Below are 17,261 nucleotides of genomic sequence, written 5' to 3' on the forward strand. Positions count from 1 at the left end.
CGAAAATGGATCAGGTCACGTCCGTGACCGACGCGCAGGAGCGCACGGTCAAGGGGAAACTCCCTCGCAATGTGCTGTTCGCCCTCGGTGGCATCTCGGCGGTACTGGTCGGTGGGTTGGGCTACTACTTCCAAACCATCACCGACGATCAGCTCGAAGCGAAGGCGGAACAGGCGCGCGCGGATCAAATCAAGCAGCGTGCGGGCAACGCCGACACCGGCCAAAGCCTCGAGGCCGCGATCCGCGCGCAGGCAGACAAGGCCCGCGAGGAAGCGGAGCGGCAGCGCAAAGCCGCTATTGCCCCTGACACGAAAACGCCGGTCATGACCGCATCGGACCTGGGCGGCGGGGCGAAGGCCAGCCCCACCGTGGACCCGAATAAGAACGAGCAGGATGATCTCTACACGGCACCGGTGTTCAAATCGGGCGCGCGCAAATCGCAACTGAATCAAAGCCGGACGCCGCCCGGCATGGCCGATGTCACGGACCCGGCTCAGATGCGTGCGCTGCAGCAGGCGGTGGCGGCACGCCAGGGCGCTGCGAACGCGGCCGCACTGGCACAGGAAGGCGCGACAGCGCCACAGTTGCCCGGCGACCGGCAGTTCCTGCGGGACGCCGGCGGCACGACGACGTTGCGAACCGGCTTCGATGGCAAGTTGCCAAAATGCACGGTCAGCCGGGGCTTCGTCATCCCAGCGAACTTTGCCGGCGGACTCAACTCGGACAAGCCGGGCGAATTCCGCGCCACCGTGTCACAGGACGTCTATGACACCGTGCAGGGCAACTGCAAGGTCATTCCTGCGGGCAGCACGCTGGTTGGCATCTATAGCGCCGACATTGCGGTCGGCCAGGAGCGCGTCCTCACGGCGTTCGTGCGCATGCAACTGCCGAACGGCAAGACCGTGCCGCTGATGGGCATGCAGGGCGCTGATCCGGATGGCACCGCCGGCAATAGCGGCGACGTCAACAACCACTTTCTGAAGATCTTCACCGGTGCGCTGGTGATCGGTGCGCTGTCGCTTCGATTCAACGATAACCCAACCACTACCACCGTCGGGCCGGCGGGGCTGGTCGCCTATGGGAACGCTGCAGGGCAGATTGCCACGCAGACGGCGCAGACCATCCTGAACCGTAACCAGAATATCCGTCCGACCATCACGACCGAGCCGGGGCAAAAGATGCTGGTTCAGGTCAAGCATGACATCGTGCTGGAGCCCTATCGTGACTAAGCGGCTTGCGGGCATGCTCTGGTTGGCTGCCGGACTCATCACTGCCGGCGCACAGGCTGCAACGATCGACGCGGTCATTAGCCCCACTGCCATCGTGGTGAAGGTGGACGGGCAGGCCCGGTTACACACCATGGAAGGAAAGCCGGTTCTGTACTGCGGACTCGATGCGTTCCTTGCTTGGTCGGCACGTCTGCTGGGCGCGCAGGTCGATGCCGGGGCGGAAGCCGGCCCGGTCGTGACACTGGCTGGCAAGCCTGTGCCGATCACCGCATTGCTGGTGCGCGAAGGTTGGCTGCGCCCGTCCGCGCTGAACGATGCCGCTCAGGAAGCCATCGCGGAGCGGCGCGGTGGCTGGGCGTGCGCGCCGAAGACCGAGCCGTTCGCGCAGATGGGCGGCCGCGTGGATCCCAAGATTACAGCGGGCATCGCCATGAACGAGTCGTCTTACCGCGGCCGGCCCTGGCCTTGGACGCTTAACGTGGCAGGACGCGGCATGTTCTTCTCGACGCGCGAGGAAGCCTACGCGGCCATCAACCGGCTTCTGGCCAACCAGCGCTGCGATTTCGATGTCGGGCTGATGCAGGTGAACTGGTGCTACCACGGCAAGCGCTTCGCCTCGCCATGGGAGGCGCTGGCGCCGGCGACGAACATCCGCGTGGCGGAAGACATTCTGGCAGAGAACCTGCAACGAAGCGGCTCTCCGATGAAGGCGGTGGCGTGGTACCACAGCGCGAACCCTGAGCGCGGTGGGCCGTACTTCTCCCGATTCATGAAACACGTGGCGCAATTCCAATGATCAGGTCGTTCATTCTCTCTGCACTGGCGTTGGTGGCTGTACAGGCCATGGCCGCCGACACCGACCCGCTCGATTTCGACTACCAGGTCATTGCGCGCGCCGCCGATCGTCCCGCGATGGTGTTCAACGATGGACTGTCGACCTACATCCAGCCGCGGCACGGCCAGGTCGTGCAAGCCGACGGCGCCATCCAAAATGGCCCGTACTGGGTGATCGACGGCGTGCCGGAGGTGGTCCGCTACTCCGTCAGTGGTCAGCCGGTTGTCGCGCGCTGGAAGCGAGCCAACGGCTTCACGTCCGAGCCGGCAAATCCGGTGGGAGACATGCCACGGAGTCTCGCCGCGATCTCCGGACGACTGGCGATGATCGGCAACTACGCCGGCCAGCCGTTGGTGCGCGCTGGCCGTTCGAACCTGCCGCTCGCGCAGATGATCAAGTCGATCGCGCCGGCGGGGTGGACCGGCACCGCCCAGAAGGATATCTCCCTGACCGACGACGTGGCACTGGATACCCGCGGCGGGGAGAACTGGCTGCAAGCGCTCGCGCGGGTGCTTGAACAGCGCAATCTCTACGCGGAAGTGGACTTCACGCGCCGGAACATTGCGCTGCGTGCCGGACCGCCGAAGAGCTTCTCCGTGGCCGAGACCGGCTCAAGCGCCGCGACACCTGGCGGCGTGTTGCAGGCCGCTCTGACGACGCCGGGCAACGTGGCTGCAGCGCCGAAAGAGCCTGCGGCGCCGACGTTGCCGGTGGCTGGCACGCCGCTGCCGGAAGGGCCGACGTTGGCCTCCGCCTTCGGAGCACTGGCGATCCGTGACAACAAGCAAGGTCGGATCGAGATTCGCTTCGAGCAGGAGCCCAAGGACCTGGTCCTGCGTGACGAGACCGATAGCAAGATCTGGACGAGGTGGGACGAGGCCCAGCGCGTGTTGTCCTTCGCGACCGTTGACCGGTTCACTGCGACTGCGGACGGCAAGGCCGTCGAAGTCAGGCGCTCGCCGGAGATCGATTACGAATTTCCGCGCGAGAACAGCGCCGGCCTGGAAATGGTCTTCGAGAAAGACGGCGCCACCTACCTGAGCTTTGCCAAGTCGTTGGTGAGCGTTTCTGTGTTCGGTGATGAGCATCAGCGCAACGGTGAACACAAGGACCGCTACTACAAGTTCAACGGCATTGCCGCACGCCTGACGGTGATCGCGGACGGCAATGTGGTCTACGTGGACCGCTCGCCGCAGGTGCGGTTCAAAGAGCAGCCGGGCAAGGTGGCACTGTGAAGATCCGCTGGATGGTGGCGCTCACGGCATCCGCCTTGCTGGCCAGCGCAGCTCGTGCCGACTGCCTCGATGATGCCGCGAAGTTCCATGGGGTCAGCCCCTCCTTGCTCCGGAGCATCGCGTTGCAGGAGTCGGGCATGCGGCCGTGGGTCACGAATCGCAATGGCAACGGTTCGGAGGATATCGGCCTCATGCAGATCAACTCGATCCACCTGCCGCGCCTGGGCAGGTATGGGATCACGCGCGCCCACCTGTTTGATGGGTGCATCAATGCCTACGTCGGCGCGTGGATTCTGCGCGAGAACATCCAGCGCTTCGGACCAACGTGGAAGGCGGTCGGGGCCTACAACGCCTCCTCGCCCGACAAGCAGTTGCGCTACGCCAACCAGATTCATGCGCGGTGGCAGGCGCTGCAGCGCGCCGCCTTGCGGTAGTTCCTTCACCTCAACCGAACGCATAGTTATGTGCCAATCCAACCGAACCGTTCGCATTGCCGTCGCCGCAGCATCACTCTTGAGCGGCCTGATCCTTGTGCCGGCGGTGCACGCCTCGCAGCTGTCGAACGACGGCTGGCAGCAACTGCAGGCGCCACGTGCCGCCAAGGCTGCTGCCAGCCAGACATTGCTGGCCGCCAATACACCATCCGCAGGCGCAGCGCCGAGCAAGGCCAGCACGCCGGCCGTGCCGAACATCGCGCCGGCGGCCGGGGCCGTGTTCCGGCTTGTCAAAGGGGAGGCACTTCAACAGCAGCTTCAGAACTGGGCGAGCCGGGCCGGGTGGACGGTGGCCTGGAACGTGCCGGACGGCTGGATCGTGCCCGGCGACAAGGACTACGGCAGCGACTTCGAAAGCGCAGTCAAGCGGGTGGTGGAGGAGCTGGCCAATAACGGCGCCGACGTGGTGGGGGATAGCTGGCGCGGCAATCGCACGGTGATTATCAGCCAAAACGGGATGGTCCAATGATGATGAAGAAGAGCAATGCAGCGCGCTACACCGCGTCCGCCGTGGCGGCCGCCACGCTGCTGTCGGGCTGCGGTGTGATGGAAACGCGCAACGTACAGAACGCCATCGGCAACGAGGCGCACGCCGCATACGCCGATGCGCCTCGCAGCCGCCCGGTGTTCCGGGTGCATGAGGGCGCCTGGCTGATGGGGGAAAAGATCCGCGCCAGCAAGCCGCAGCCGGACATCTACAACAAACACGTGGTGTTCAAGGGCACGCTTGGATCCTTGACGGAAGCTGCAAACTGGATCGCGCAGAGCGTCGGCGTGCGCGCGACCGTGGACGCCTCAGCCGTGGCGTCCGCAACGGGCGGTTCGGCACCAGCGCAACCTGCCGCCGGATCGCGGCCGACTGGGCCAATTCCGATGGGTGGCACGCCCCGAGTGGACCTGGCCGCCCCGTTGGCCGGCGCTTCCGGCTCGGGCCAGGGTGCTGGCATGGCGATCACTACGCCCTTGACCCTCCGTTACGAAGGCAACTTCAAGGGTTTCCTCGATGCCGTCGAGGCGTATTTTTGGGTCTGGTCGCGTTACAACGATGGGACGGTGTCGTTCTTCCGGACGGAAACCCGGACCTTCATGCTGCCGAGCCTCGCGGATGCCTCATCCATGAACGGTTCGATCACCACGTCGGACAGCAGCTCCGGGGGCATGGCCGGCGCCGGCGGGAACGGCGGCAGTTCAGGCGGAAGTGGTGGCCGTAGCGGCCAGTCGATGAACATGTCCGTCGAGATGAAGCCGTGGGAAACGCTGCAGGCGACTGCCAAGGCCGTCGCTGGCGCGAGCGCCGAAGTCGTGGTCGACAAGAACCTTGGCACCCTGACCGTGACGGGCGATCCGGTGCAATGCGATCGCATCGAACAGTTCGTCAAGAGCCTGGCGGCCATGTACGGCAAGCAGGTGGCGATCGACGTGCAGGTCTACGAAGTCCGCGTCACGCGTGAGGACAACTACGGGCTGAACCTGTCGCTCGCCTATCAAAGCTCCGCTGGCCAGACCGGCGTCGCGTTCAGTTCCGTCAGCACGCCGACGATCTCAGGCAGTGCCACCCCCATGAATCTGGGCGCGACCATCATGAGTGGTCCTTTCGCCGGCAGCAAGGCCGTCGTGCAGGCGCTCTCGACGCTTGGCAATGTATCGCAGGTGGTATCGCGCTCGGGCGTCACGCAAAACGGCAAAGTCCTGGCTTTGCAGACCGCCACGCTGCAGGACTATGTCGCGCAGTCGCAAACGACGCTGGCTGCCAATGTCGGTTCCACCAGTTCCATCCAGACCGGAACGGTGACCTACGGCTTTACCAGCAACTTCCTACCCAAGGTGGTCGATGGCCGGATTCTGATGAACTTCGACATGACGCTGTCGGACCTGCTGCCGCTGCAGCGATTCAACTCGGGCGGGGACGCGAACCAGACCAGTGTGCAGCTGCGCACCATGCCGACCAACCGGTTCACGCAGTCGATCACCTTGAAGCCGGGTGAATCGCTGGTGCTCACAGGCCTGCGCAACCAGAAGGCGTCTACGACCAATAACGGCGTCGGCGAGCCGTGGATGGCCGCACTCGGTGGTGGCGTCGGTGCGCTCAAGGGAGACACGGTCATCGCCATCATGATCTCGGCCCGCTTGCTGTAACCCAGAGACAATTCCATGCAGAATCGCGCATTCAATCATCGTTGGCCCCCTGCCGCGCTGGCTTTTGCCGCTACCGTCGGCCTCTCGGCTGCCGCCCCTGCCAATGCGGCGTCGGCGATGTCGAACCCTGTCGCAGCGGCGATCGCGTCGGCGGGAGGCAGCCCAGGGACGTCGCAATCTGGCACCGCTCCGTCAATGCAACCGACGGCTGCCGCCCCAGCGGCGGGCGTTGCGAGCCCCACAGCGACGAGCACGCCCGCGGCAGAAGCCGTCCAACCGTTGCGTCCCACTGACGCGCCGGAACTCGCGGCTTTGCAGTCCCAAATGGCTTTGTGGAAGGCGCGCGCTGAGATCGCCAAGTACAAGGCAGAGGCCAAGCGGGCGGAGGATTCGCTGATTGCAGCTCCTGCCGGTGCGGCGGCGGGCGCCGGTGTGGCATCGATTTCGCTGGCCGGTCCGATGCCGGTCGGCGGCGTTGCAGAGCGCGCACCGCGGCTCGCGCCGGAGGCGCCCCGCGTGGTGTCGCTGCGCGCGTTCGACGGTCACTACAACGCGGTTGTGGAAGTCAGCGGTCGAACCATCCCAGTCCAGGCTGGCGACACGCTGGACGGCGGCTGGAAGGTCGTCAGCATCGACGACGGTGGGGTGAAGCTTGCCAACGGCAAGCGCGTGCGCACGCTGAGGCCTTGAGCGATGGCTGAGATCCTGTCATTCCCCGGACTGAAGGGCAGCTTCGCCATCGGGCTGACCTGGCAACACGAGGAAGCCCAGCCGAGCCAGGGTGTCCTACGCGCGCGCGCGCTGGAACTCGGCCGGAACGTCCGCTGGGGCCTGGTGCATCAAAGCGCGGAAGGGGCCATCCAGACCGGATTCTGCGAAGCGATCGCCGGCGCGAAGCCGGCCGGGCTGAAGCCGCTCGCCGCGGTCGTTGCCGGCCAGCACCGCCAGCCATGGAGGGGACTCTTCCACCTGCAGGGCAGCCTCTACTGGTACATCGCCGTCCGGCAGGGCCACGCCGTCATTGCCGGTGGCGACCGGGTGGGCACCCTGGAGGAACTGGCACCGATCCGGGAGCGGCATCGCGCCCTTGGGGAATGGACGGAGGTAGAAGGGACGATACGGGATCTCGCCAACATGGCGCGGGCTGCAAAGGGCGTGTCGCCTATGCGGGACGTGCTGACTGGACCTTGGAAGTCGACCTCCTATGCGGTGGCAGCGGCAATCGGCGTCGTGGCGCTTCTCGTCGGAGGCTGGTACTGGTACGACCAACAGCAAGCCGCTGAGCGTGAGGCGCAGTTGATGCGACAGCGCGCGGTTGCCGCCGCGCAGCTCGCCAATGAGGCCGCAAGGCAGCGGGCCATACCCTGGGTCGAGGAGGCGATGCCGACCGCCTTCCTGCAGGCCTGTCGCCGCGCCTGGGACCGGCAGGTCCTTGCGGAGGCCGGCTGGACGCTTGCCAGCTGGCGCTGCAAGCCGGCCACGTCGACCGCCCTGACGATCGAAACCACGTGGAAGCGCGATGGCGGCTTGGCTGCCAATGCTCCCGGAGCGCTTTCCACGGACGGCAATCAAGCGACGGCGACGGCGAATGCGCCGGCGGCATTCCTGCCTTCCCCGCGCGCAGTCAGTGCGACAGCCGCCGCGCAGCGGTCGATGTGGACGTACGCACAGGGTAACGGCGTGAGCTTGCAGTTGACCTCGCCGCCCGCGCTGCTGCCGGCAGACGGCAACACCCCGGTCGATCCGTGGCTCGCCATGACCGCGGACATCGGCTTTGGCGCGCCGCCGTGGCTGGGTGTGGGCGAGGGACTGGATGACGTGGCAGGCCTGCGGCTGACCGAAGTCAGCTACGAAGCAGCTGCCCAGTTATGGAAGGGCACCGGAAAACTGTACGCAATGCGGGACGGTGCAGTGCCGCCCGCTGGGAGTCAATGATGGTCAAGACCCTATCGCGCCTGTGGCGCAGTCCACGCAACGCCTCGACAGGGGGCGCCGCACTGGCGGCGCGCGCCGAGCCGTCTGTGAAGTCCGATGCCCTGGCGTTGCCGAAGCCTCCCGAGGTGCTTGAGCCGCATATCCTATACCCGCGCAACCTGCCCGCCACCTTCGACCGTGTCGCCTTCAACCTGAACCATCTGACTGCCGAGCAGGCATCGGCGCTTCGCCAGCGCGCCGCGGAAAGCGGCCTGCATGTGGAAGATGTCGCCAAGGAGCTTGGCCTGACCGATGACAACGTGCAGCAGGTGCTGGCTGTGCACGGTTGCGATATTTATGTGGATGCCCGGCATTTCGGCACGCCGCGGCTTCTGACCTGGGAAGCCAAGCTGCGGCGCAGCGGTGCGGCGCCCCAACTGCGCAAGGTGTCCGCGCAGGAGCTTGCCGTGTTGCGCCAGCAGCGCGGTTCCGGTCAACTGCAGGATACGGACCTGCAGACCCTGACCCTCGCGCGCCGGCTGATCGCGGATTGCGCTGTGCTGATCGCCTCGGACATTCACATCCTGGTTCGCGAGCACCACACCGAGATTCAGGTGCGGATCAAGGGAGATCTGCGCACGGTCTCCGCGCTATCGATGCGCCGCGAGGAGGGTGAACGCCTGATCCGCGCGATGTACACGGGCCTCGCCACGGTGAAGGCCGCGACCTATAACCCGCTGGACGTGCAAGACGCGCAGATCGCCGGCGACGCGCTGCCGGGCACCGGGCTTTCGAGCGTGCGGATCGTGCGTGGGCCCGCTTACCCGGTGGAGAGTGGTGGCGGCTTCCTCGTGGCGCGGCTGCAATACCGGGAGCACCATGAGGGCGCGCTGAAGGCGGACGCGGTCGACGCGGCGAAACGACTCGATCTGCGCTCGCCGAAAGCGCCTGGCGGCGAATTCAAGCTCGGCCAGATGGGCTACACGCCGCTGCAGGTGGACCTCATCTCGCAGCTGCTGCGCCGGCCCATGGGCGTGATCGTCGTGACCGGCCCGACCGGGAGCGGCAAGACCACGACGCTCTTCGAATGCACACGGCATCAGGCACGCCTCTTCCCGGAGAAGCGGCTCATCACGATCGAGAATCCCACCGAATATCCGATGGACTGGGCGATCCAGCTCACCACGGAAAGCGAGCGGTTCCCGGAGATGTTGCGCATGACGTTGCGGATGGACCCGGATGCGGTGCTGTTGGGCGAAATCCGCGGTGTCGAGGAAGCGATCGCGACACTGCAGGCGGCGGCGACCGGCCACCAGGTGCTCACCACGCTGCACGTGACCGACCCGTTCGAGACGTTCTCGCGGCTGGTGATGCTGGACCATGTTCGCCTGGCGATGGAGGTGATCGCCAATCACAACCAGATCATCGGCCTCATTGCGCAGCGGATTGTGCCACTGCTGTGTCCGAAATGCTCTGTGGAGCTGGACAGGGCCCCAGAACCACTGCCGGATTACATGCTCAGTGCGATGCGAACCTGGGGCGATCTCTCGGAAGTCCGAGTGCGCGGCGCGGGCTGCGGTCACTGCCACGGCGAAGCCATCATTGGTCAACAGGCGGTAGCTGAAGTTGTCGTGACCAGCGAGCAGCTTATGCAGGATTGCATCAACGACGGCGTATTGGCAGCGCGGCGCAATCATCGGCGCCGGGAGGGTTCGGACAAGCCCATGATCGCGCACGCGATGGACCTTGTGCTGGCGGGACGCCTGAGCCCTGTCGATGCGGAGCGAAGCGTAGACGCCATTCCGATGAGGGATCAACTATGAACGGGCTGTCTTGGACGATGCGCCGGCGCCTGTATCAACAGGCATCGAGCCAGTTGGAGAATGGGCTGACTCTCGCCCAGGTCATTGAGGACTTCCGGGAGCGGCAAGCACGGCGAGGCCGCAAGCGCGCCGCTGAGGCGGCGCACGAGGTCGGTCGGCAGGTGCGCGATGGCAAGACGCTGATGGCGGCGATGGGTACGAGCCTCAGTGATCTGGAGCGCAGCGTGCTGGACGCCGGCGAGAAGGCCGGGCAGTTGCCGGACGCTATGCGGCTGGTGCTGGATGTGCGCGAACTGACGACGCGTCTGCGGCAGAAACTGCAGGCCAGTTTTTTCGCGCCGGCCGTGTACCTAGTCACGCTGTATGTCGTCCTGCTGCTGATCGGCGGCTACATCGTGCCGCAGTTCACCGATGTGCTGCCGATCGATAAGTGGACGGGCTGGGCATATGCCATGTACGGAATGGGCCAGTTGGCTGTGGGATGGCCGGCGCCGGTCATCTTCGGGAGCCTCGGTGCCTACGCAGTCTGGAGCTGGTGGGCGTTGCCGAGGTGGGCTGGGCCGGGCAGGCGATTCTTTGACCAGCATGTGTTTCCGTTCACGGTGTACCGAGAGATCACCGGATTCAGCTGGCTGATGTCGTTCGTCGCGCTGCTGCGGGCGAAAGTGCCTGACATCGCAGCGCTGGAAGGCCAGATCGGCACGGCATCGCCATGGCTGGCCTCACGCCTGAGGCCGATTCGACTCGGCCTGGCCGATGGCCTGGACCTCGCCGAAGCCATGCGGCAGACCGGGAACGGCTTCCCTTCGCTGGATCTGATCGATGAAATCGGCGCGTATGCCGGCTTTGACGACTTCACCGAGAAGATCACGGTGGCCGTGCGGCAGAACGCCGAAGTCATCGAGCGGCAACTGCTTGCGAAGGGGATGGTGATGTCGGCGACCTTCACCGGACTGATGTTCCTCGCCTTCGTTGTTCTGCAGCTCGGCTCCAACTCGCTCTCGGAGATCCTCACATCTTCCATGGGCAAGCTCTGACAATCGCTTTCGCAATCTCACAAGGAGTATCACATGGACGGAATTCTTGGGCGTATCGTCGCCATCGTGTTGGGTCTGCTGGCTCTCGTTGGCATCGCCTATGCCGGGTACAACGGCTTTCAGAGCCACAAGGCCGGCGTGGTCGCAACCAATATCACGCAGCTGATCACGAATGCGCGAGCAGGGTTCTCGCAGGGGAACAACGGCTATACCAATTTCACTACCGCCAATATCGCTTCGATGATTACTGGCGGTATGTTCCCCTCGGACATGGTGCGCGGCACGGCACTCGTCGACCCCTGGGGCAATGCAGTCACGCTGGCCGCTGCCAACAACGGGTCCCAGGGTGTCATTACCTTCGGCGGCGGCAATGCGCAAACGGCAAAACAATGCGTGAGCACAGCACTGGGCCTGAAGGACTACGTGACGTTGGCGGTCGGCTCGACCACGTTCAACCAGACCAACTTGCCTGACCAGGCCACCGCCGGCGCTGCCTGTAGCGCCACAGCGACCTTCACGCTGACCTTCCAGTAAGCAGGCAAAGCGATCACAGCGACGAGGCGGAATTTCCACCGGCATCACGTCCACGGTGGAAGGCGATGAAATCAGGACGTGGACTTTAGGGAAATGACATGGATGGGATTCTCGGGCGCATCGTCGCCATCGTCTTGGGCCTGCTGGCACTGGTGGGCATCGCATACGCGGGCTACAACGGTTTCCAGAGCCACAAGGCTGGCGTGGTCGCCACCAACATCGCGCAACTGATTACGAATGCCCGCGCTGGATTCTCGCAGGGGAATAACGGCTACACGAACTTCACCACGGCCAACATCCCGGCGATGATCACCGGCGGCATGTTTCCGACGGACATGGTGCGCGGCACGACCCTGGTCGACACGTGGGGAAATGCCGTGACCTTGTCGGCCGCAAACAGCGGCTCGCAAGGCGTGATCCGGTTCGGTGGCGGCGGTGCTCAGACAGCCAAGCAGTGCGTGAGCACCGCGACCTCCCTCCGCGATTTCGTTTCATTGGCCGTTGGGACCACGACCTTCACGCAGGCGAACCTGCCAGACCAGGCCACCGCCGGCGCCGCATGCAGCGCGACCGCGAGCTTCACACTGACTTTCCAGTGAGATTCCACGCGGCCACCAAAGTCTGAGGAGAAGGGCATGGGCTATCTCATCCTGCCGATCGCGACCGTCCTGTTCTGTCTGGGGATTGTTGCCCAAAGCCGGCAACTATCAGAAGCAGCACCTGGGGCCGGCGTGGCTGGCCGTATGGAATCTGTAGCGACGGTCACAGCGCAGCAGGCGCAAGCATACGGCTCGGCCTGTGTGTCGACCGCCGGTGCAACACCGGGGCTGGTCGGTGCGAGCGTGACGCCAGTGCTGCCGTCAGGGATGGTGGCGCCGGCTGGTGCCGGCTGCATGGCCGTCGCCAATCCGGGCGGCGGGCGCGACGTCTACGGATACGTGCGCGTGTCATCAGGCGCAAGCGGCGCGCTGCTCAGCAGCACAGCGGGCAGTCTCGCGTGGTTCCGGGTCCGCAGTCAGGGCACGGCCGTCAATCTTGCTACCGGCATCGCCTACAGCGTGCCGGCGACCATTCCCGTTGGGGCGCTGGTCAATTGGGTCCAGTTGAACACCTGAGAAACGCATGGAAGCCATCCTCGGATATCTCGTCGCGCTGATGCTCTCGATGCTGAGCCTTGCCGGCTTCGCGACGTGGGCAAAGGCCGGCGTGACGAACGTGCAGACCGCCGCCGCGGCGAGCCAGATGCTTGTCTTCGACAAGGCCGCCCTGCAGTTCGTGCAGGACGAATCCGCCACGCTGGTTGCTCAGGCAACTGCAAGCGTGCCTGTCAACGTTACGCCGGCCATGCTCATCAACGGCGGCTATCTGCCAGCCGGGTTCTCGGCGACCAATGTGTTCGGCCAGACCTGGCTGCTTCAGGTTCTGCAGCCGACGCCAAACAACTTGCAGGCGCTCGTCACGTCGCAGGGCGGGCGGCCGATCACCGACACCCGCCAGCTCGTGCAGATCGCTGCGCAGGCGGGTGCGCAAGGGGGCTTCGTACCCTACGCCGGACAAAACGGCGATCCGACGATGGTGGCAACCCGCGCCTATGGGGCATACGGCGCGTGGCAGGTGCCGCTTGACAACTACGCGAACCCGGGCAGCGGCCGGCTCGCGTCTTTGCTCGCCTTTACCGGCGCGCAGGCCAACAACGGCTATCTATATCGGGTGCAGGTTCCGGGCCATCCGGAACTCAATCGGATGCAGACGTCGATCGACATGGCAGGCAACGACGTCAGCAATGCCGCTCGGGTCACGGCAACGACTGCCTTAACCAGTGGTGGCGATACCTATCTAACAAGTACCGGTGCGCCAGGTACTGCGTGCGGCGTCGAAACGTCGACCCGCCGAAGCACCACTGGCACCGGGCATGTGATCTGTGCCGGCGGCATCTGGCAAGCGGTAGGCACGGCCGTGGCAAACATCTATGAAGGGCTGTGGTGTGGGAACAATGGTCAGATAGCGACCAGCGCGACCAATGTTGGATTCATCTGCAAGAGCAACAGGTATATCGCGCTCAACAACGCGCTGGGCAATATGACCGTTACTCGGAAAATTGAGAACGTTACAGACGGTATGACGTTCTCGAAGGACAACTGCCCGGGTGGTACCGCATGGGCGTTGTACACCCCGAAGCAGGAAATGGTCAACATCACTGGCAATGTGATGCCGCCGATTCAGGGCACGTACTTCTCCATGAACGACTGGGGTACTACATGGTATGCGCAAGCAAGCGCAATCTCTCCTGCCGCATGGTACAGCGGCAACGATACTGGGGCGCTCGGGGGGCGACTCGTGGGCACCGTTACAACTGGATGCACCTTCTAGGACCGGGATTGATTGATGAAAAGAATTCTTTGGGCATGCATTCTCGCAGCTGATTTCTCGGCAGCCAACGCACAGTTGTACTCGTTTCCGGCACCGCCGATGACCGTGGCAGACTGTAGGCAAGGGCACCACTGGTATCGGGAGCCAGGTAGATTGCCGTACTGCAAGGTCGATGATCCCCCGCCGCCCCCGCCGCCGCCGCCCCCTCCAACATTAGTGTGTCGCTACGAGTTTTGGAAATTCATGATCGCGATTGGGCCGGGCGGTAACTGCAGTGCGGATGGTGGATGCGACGGATATGGATACTCCGTTTATGATGGCGTCGCCAACAACCCCACGGTTGCGCGCACTTGGAGTTCCTGGGATGCCGGACCCATTGTGCATGATCCCTCGGCGATGTGGCCGCTTATCCAGGTTGATATGCAGTCGCGCGGCTATTACGCTGGTGCCACTAAGACGTCAACACCTGGCAACGGGAATTACCCGGGCACCAGCTACTACGAGGTTTGCAAGTATTGAGATCCCAGGGCTGAACAGACAAAGAACCCCGTCGTTGCGGGGTTCTTTGTTTTTAGAGGGGTAACATGTTGCTCAGAACGCCGTAAAGCTCCAGGACTTGCTGATAGCAACACCATTGCGAGCACCTGCGAATGTTGCTGTGTGGGTGCCCCCTGTGAGGGGTTGCGTCGGGAGCATGAACACCACGCCAGCGTAGAGGCTCGTGTTCTCGATCGCGCTGGCGACGGAACCGGCCTTTGCATTAGCCGGAACCAGCACTCGTACCGGAACCGCTGCTCCGCCAGGGCCAGTCAGCGTGAAGCTGGATACGGTCAAAACGTTGGAGGACGACGGTGCCGCCATCCGGAACATGATCGGATGTCCAGCACTGGCAAGATCCGACGCCGGATTGGGGTTTTCCGTAGCTGGGTAGAAAGTTCCGAATATGGAGTCGTTGTCAGCAGGGTAGTATGCCACGGCATTCGCAGCGAGCTGCTGACCACCCCATTGCGCGAGACCATAACCGCCACCCTTGGCGCCGGTGACTATGCCAAAGTTGATGACGCAGCGGTTGTCGCGCACCGAAAGACCGACCGTCTCTTGATTGCTGGTGATGGCTTGTAAATGGTAGACAGACCGCTTAAAGCCCGCGAGGCAGCTCTCCGCGTCGGGCGCCCCGCTAGACACAGCTTGGCCAATCCATTGATCCTCCGACCCGCCCGCTGCAACCACTTGATCATAGGGATTCGCACCAGTGAAGCCAGCATTTCCGGCTACTTCCAAATGGCCTGTAGCGCTATTTGCCTTCATGTAAGCCAGATGGTTATCGGCGGCGATGTCGAGCTTGTCGTCTTGCTTAAGCGCGCCGACGCCGATCTTCAGGCGGAGTGAGTTCAAAGCATCATAGGCCGCAAGCCGCTGATCTCCGTTCGGATACGTCGATACCGGAGCTGTGGTCGCCGGCGGCACCGACGTCGGCTCCTGCGGCGGCGTCGTCGGAGTTGTAGGCGGCGTGGTGGGATTCTTGGATCCACCATCGTCACCGCCACCACCGCCGCATGCGGCAAGAGCGAGCGCCATGGCAGTGGCCAGAACCGAGAGAGCGAGTTTGGAGTTTTGCATGCTTTTCTTCCTCTGACTTTGACCGGCCGGGGATCGACCGTTACTTTTAGCTTACCTATCGGCGCGCGAAGTCAAGTGCCCGCAATCCCCGGCCGGACGTGAGAATACACGAAGGCGATCAGCATCTAGTCGACGAATTGGAGCCAAACTTGACCCCCCGGAAAGAGGGGTGTCCTGGTAATCGTTACGGCTGGCGGACCCGAAGACCGCGTCAAGTGCACGTCACCGCGATCGGTAGAGCGATGTGCCGCAGCTATTGCAGATGTGCCACTGATGCGCGGCAATGAACGGCTGCTCGCGCCAGAGGCGGATGCTTCTGGATCCGCACCGATAGCAAGACATGCCGCGCTCGGTCACGCATGCTGGATACTTCCGCGCATATTCGCTCACCGTCGGCAGGCCTTTGCGCGTCAGCGCAAAGGCGATCAAGGCGAAGTACGAGAACATGAAGGAGGCAATCGCCCATGGCCAGGCCAACGCCCCTCCTGTCTTGCCCACTTGAACGCCAGGTAAGCTGGCAAAACCAGAAAGACCGCGATCGTTATCCATTCCATCGTTGAATCTCCGTTGTATGTGTTTCGAGGCCTGCCCCGCGAAACCGTCCGGCGGGGTCGTCGGCGCGCTTGGGCTATCGGAAAGTGGAGGCTCCCGGCGTAGCAGTCCTGAAGGTCCAGGAGATACTCACCGGCTTGCCGGCCCGAGTGCCAGAAAACGAAGCCGTGTAGGCCTCGCGGTCCGCCAGTGGCGCGAGCGGGACCAGGAAGGCCGCGTTGTTCCGGAGGTATTCGTCTGCCATACCATTCGAGCCATCCGCCTTCGCCGCCGGGGACACCAAAACGCGCGCAGGCAGCTCCGCGCCGTTGCCGTCAACGAGTTTGAAGGCTTCTACGGACAGCACCTCCGCGAGCGCACCATTCGCGTAAATCATCAGGGGGCGGCCTGGCGCCGGCAGATCCGGCGCAGGATTCGGCGACTCGCCGGCGAAGTTGAAACCGGGTCGCACGTCGGTGTCGCCGTCTGCTGGCACAGTGACGAAGATTTCAGCATCGATCTGCTGGCCTCCTCCATAGGGCACACCGTTGGGTGTCGGGCCTGGTTGTGTTGCAGTGTTCGTGCCGAAGTCCACGACGCAGTGATTCAGGCCCAAGGCACCAGTATCACTGAATCCAATTCCCATGGATTCCTGGTTCGTGACGAGCGACTGCAAGTGGTAGACGGTGTGGTACCACTGATCGATGCAGCCTGCGCCGATCTCGCTATCATCGGGGCCTCTGGCTGCGCCCACGATTTCGGCCACCCATTGGGTGTCGCCGACACCGGCCCTTCTGGCTCGTAGCAGAGGCGTGGTTGCGTAGAAATGCAGAGAGCCTACGGATTGGTCATGCTGTGCCACGCTGTGCGCGCTGAGATAGACAGCATGTGCCTGGGCGGCGGTGTCGAGCGCGGGGTCTTGCATGAGAAGACCGACGCCGAGCTTCCGGCGCAAGGCGTTGACACCGTTGAAGAGCGCGAGCTGTCCCGAACTCTTTGCGTAGGATGGCTCCGGCACGCTGGTCCGCAGCGCAAGGGAGGGAACTTCTGCCGGGCCAGGAGCAGCCGACGGAACACTTCCGCTTGCCCAAGCTTCCTCATTGCCAATGAGCGCCAGCAACAGCAACGCAAACCATTTTCTCGTCTTCACGAATTCTTCCGATATAGCAGGAGAGATGTCATTGCCTATTGCCGGCCTGTCCCGCAGTCTTCGCTGTTGCTGCTACTGCCAAGCCAGCACGGACAGCAGATGCTCTGTTCGGAGCAAAAGTGGTGTCACGAAGTCTGCTAGCAGGCGCCAACGCTTGCGCGAACACCATTTCTCCGCGGTGAGATGAGGCAATGGGATCGCGGCTGGATTCGAGCCGCTTGATTCCAGATTAGCGACATCGTGCCGAAGTCAAGGCTCGCCGAACGGGAGGTTCCGACACTGGCGTTAAGGATGGTTAGTCGGCAAGATTTCGCAAAGGTTGAGCCCAGTTGGTTGGGGCGCAGAGCATAGGC

At 63.7% G+C, this 17,261-nt stretch carries 17 protein-coding genes; 14 read left to right on the forward strand and 3 right to left on the reverse strand.

All coding sequences use genetic code 11. The annotated features are described in order from the left end of the window. Positions 1 to 5 precede the first annotated feature (5 nt). The 14 genes from MKD50_RS28880 (at position 6) to pilV (ending at position 13,607) form a co-directional block, all read left to right on the forward strand. Positions 6 to 1,229, forward strand: coding sequence for a TrbI/VirB10 family protein (locus MKD50_RS28880; protein WP_012354567.1), 1,224 nt, complete (start codon positions 6 to 8; stop codon positions 1,227 to 1,229). Beyond that, positions 1,222 to 2,025, forward strand: a complete 804-nt coding sequence (locus MKD50_RS28885) for a lysozyme family protein (protein WP_012354566.1) — start codon at positions 1,222 to 1,224, stop codon at positions 2,023 to 2,025. Before MKD50_RS28880 ends, MKD50_RS28885 begins: the two co-directional genes overlap by 8 nt. Then, positions 2,022 to 3,299 carry a TrbG/VirB9 family P-type conjugative transfer protein gene (locus tag MKD50_RS28890; protein WP_012354565.1) on the forward strand — a complete coding sequence of 426 codons (1,278 nt, stop codon included), beginning with the start codon at positions 2,022 to 2,024 and terminating at the stop codon, positions 3,297 to 3,299. The genes MKD50_RS28885 and MKD50_RS28890 overlap by 4 nt, the downstream gene beginning before the upstream one ends. A gap of 11 nt (positions 3,300 to 3,310) precedes the next feature. Further along, a complete protein-coding gene (locus MKD50_RS28895; RefSeq protein WP_026163867.1) occupies positions 3,311 to 3,733 on the forward strand; it encodes a lytic transglycosylase domain-containing protein in 423 nt (140 codons plus the stop codon). 79 nt (positions 3,734 to 3,812) lie between these two features. Next, positions 3,813 to 4,262 (forward strand): toxin co-regulated pilus biosynthesis Q family protein, encoded by a 450-nt coding sequence (locus MKD50_RS28900; protein WP_018003857.1) that lies wholly within the window; start codon positions 3,813 to 3,815, stop codon positions 4,260 to 4,262. Beyond that, positions 4,259 to 5,929, forward strand: a complete 1,671-nt coding sequence (locus tag MKD50_RS28905) for a type II secretion system protein GspD (RefSeq protein WP_012354562.1) — start codon at positions 4,259 to 4,261, stop codon at positions 5,927 to 5,929. The genes MKD50_RS28900 and MKD50_RS28905 overlap by 4 nt, the downstream gene beginning before the upstream one ends. A 195-nt stretch (positions 5,930 to 6,124) precedes the next feature. Beyond that, complete coding sequence (gene pilP / locus MKD50_RS28910; protein WP_256461666.1) at positions 6,125 to 6,619, forward strand: type IV pilus biogenesis protein PilP; 495 nt, start codon at positions 6,125 to 6,127, stop codon at positions 6,617 to 6,619. Positions 6,620 to 6,622: 3 nt separating this feature from the next. Further along, the gene (gene pilO2, locus MKD50_RS28915; RefSeq protein WP_012354560.1) at positions 6,623 to 7,864 is read left to right on the forward strand and encodes a type 4b pilus protein PilO2; all 1,242 of its coding nucleotides are present in this window, start codon (positions 6,623 to 6,625) and stop codon (positions 7,862 to 7,864) included. Beyond that, positions 7,861 to 9,666: a GspE/PulE family protein gene (locus MKD50_RS28920; RefSeq protein ID WP_012354559.1), complete on the forward strand. Its 1,806-nt coding sequence runs from the start codon at positions 7,861 to 7,863 to the stop codon at positions 9,664 to 9,666. Before pilO2 ends, MKD50_RS28920 begins: the two co-directional genes overlap by 4 nt. Next, positions 9,663 to 10,703: a type II secretion system F family protein gene (locus MKD50_RS28925; protein ID WP_012354558.1), complete on the forward strand. Its 1,041-nt coding sequence runs from the start codon at positions 9,663 to 9,665 to the stop codon at positions 10,701 to 10,703. The genes MKD50_RS28920 and MKD50_RS28925 overlap by 4 nt, the downstream gene beginning before the upstream one ends. Positions 10,704 to 10,736: 33 nt before the next feature. Then, entirely contained in the window at positions 10,737 to 11,237 is a 501-nt protein-coding gene (locus tag MKD50_RS28930) for a prepilin type IV pili (RefSeq protein ID WP_012354557.1), read from the forward strand. Between the two features lie 98 nt (positions 11,238 to 11,335). Beyond that, positions 11,336 to 11,836, forward strand: a complete 501-nt coding sequence (locus MKD50_RS28935) for a type 4 pilus major pilin (protein ID WP_012354556.1) — start codon at positions 11,336 to 11,338, stop codon at positions 11,834 to 11,836. A gap of 36 nt (positions 11,837 to 11,872) precedes the next feature. Then, positions 11,873 to 12,352 carry a hypothetical protein gene (locus tag MKD50_RS28940; protein WP_012354555.1) on the forward strand — a complete coding sequence of 160 codons (480 nt, stop codon included), beginning with the start codon at positions 11,873 to 11,875 and terminating at the stop codon, positions 12,350 to 12,352. Between the two features lie 7 nt (positions 12,353 to 12,359). After that, positions 12,360 to 13,607, forward strand: coding sequence for a shufflon system plasmid conjugative transfer pilus tip adhesin PilV (pilV, locus tag MKD50_RS28945; RefSeq protein ID WP_012354554.1), 1,248 nt, complete (start codon positions 12,360 to 12,362; stop codon positions 13,605 to 13,607). Positions 13,608 to 14,198: 591 nt separating this feature from the next. On the opposite strand, the gene MKD50_RS28950 is transcribed toward pilV, so the two are convergent. From MKD50_RS28950 to MKD50_RS28960, 3 genes are all read right to left on the reverse strand, one after another. After that, on the reverse strand, positions 14,199 to 15,227 hold the full coding sequence (locus MKD50_RS28950) for a CAP domain-containing protein (RefSeq protein WP_012354552.1): 1,029 nt from the start codon (positions 15,225 to 15,227) through the stop codon (positions 14,199 to 14,201). A 222-nt stretch (positions 15,228 to 15,449) separates the two neighbouring features. Beyond that, a complete protein-coding gene (locus MKD50_RS28955) occupies positions 15,450 to 15,776 on the reverse strand; it encodes a hypothetical protein (RefSeq protein WP_232348027.1) in 327 nt (108 codons plus the stop codon). Positions 15,777 to 15,855: 79 nt separating this feature from the next. Further along, the gene (locus tag MKD50_RS28960) at positions 15,856 to 16,908 is read right to left on the reverse strand and encodes a CAP domain-containing protein (RefSeq protein WP_012354551.1); all 1,053 of its coding nucleotides are present in this window, start codon (positions 16,906 to 16,908) and stop codon (positions 15,856 to 15,858) included. Between the last annotated feature and the right edge of the window lie 353 nt (positions 16,909 to 17,261).

The organism is Cupriavidus mimosae (genome assembly GCF_023952485.1).
Classification (GTDB): Bacteria; Pseudomonadota; Gammaproteobacteria; order Burkholderiales; family Burkholderiaceae; genus Cupriavidus; species Cupriavidus taiwanensis_C.

Coding starts and splice junctions, on each gene's coding strand:
- MKD50_RS28880 (WP_012354567.1), top strand. CDS start 6: ATGGATCAGGTCACGTCCGTGACCGACGCGCAGGAGCGCACGGTCAAG.
- MKD50_RS28890 (WP_012354565.1), top strand. CDS start 2,022: ATGATCAGGTCGTTCATTCTCTCTGCACTGGCGTTGGTGGCTGTACAG.
- MKD50_RS28895 (WP_026163867.1), top strand. CDS start 3,311: ATGGTGGCGCTCACGGCATCCGCCTTGCTGGCCAGCGCAGCTCGTGCC.
- MKD50_RS28905 (WP_012354562.1), top strand. CDS start 4,259: ATGATGATGAAGAAGAGCAATGCAGCGCGCTACACCGCGTCCGCCGTG.
- pilP (WP_256461666.1), top strand. CDS start 6,125: ATGCAACCGACGGCTGCCGCCCCAGCGGCGGGCGTTGCGAGCCCCACA.
- pilO2 (WP_012354560.1), top strand. CDS start 6,623: ATGGCTGAGATCCTGTCATTCCCCGGACTGAAGGGCAGCTTCGCCATC.
- MKD50_RS28920 (WP_012354559.1), top strand. CDS start 7,861: ATGATGGTCAAGACCCTATCGCGCCTGTGGCGCAGTCCACGCAACGCC.
- MKD50_RS28925 (WP_012354558.1), top strand. CDS start 9,663: ATGAACGGGCTGTCTTGGACGATGCGCCGGCGCCTGTATCAACAGGCA.
- MKD50_RS28930 (WP_012354557.1), top strand. CDS start 10,737: ATGGACGGAATTCTTGGGCGTATCGTCGCCATCGTGTTGGGTCTGCTG.
- MKD50_RS28935 (WP_012354556.1), top strand. CDS start 11,336: ATGGATGGGATTCTCGGGCGCATCGTCGCCATCGTCTTGGGCCTGCTG.
- MKD50_RS28940 (WP_012354555.1), top strand. CDS start 11,873: ATGGGCTATCTCATCCTGCCGATCGCGACCGTCCTGTTCTGTCTGGGG.
- pilV (WP_012354554.1), top strand. CDS start 12,360: ATGGAAGCCATCCTCGGATATCTCGTCGCGCTGATGCTCTCGATGCTG.
- MKD50_RS28950 (WP_012354552.1), bottom strand. CDS start 15,227: ATGCAAAACTCCAAACTCGCTCTCTCGGTTCTGGCCACTGCCATGGCG.
- MKD50_RS28955 (WP_232348027.1), bottom strand. CDS start 15,776: ATGGATAACGATCGCGGTCTTTCTGGTTTTGCCAGCTTACCTGGCGTT.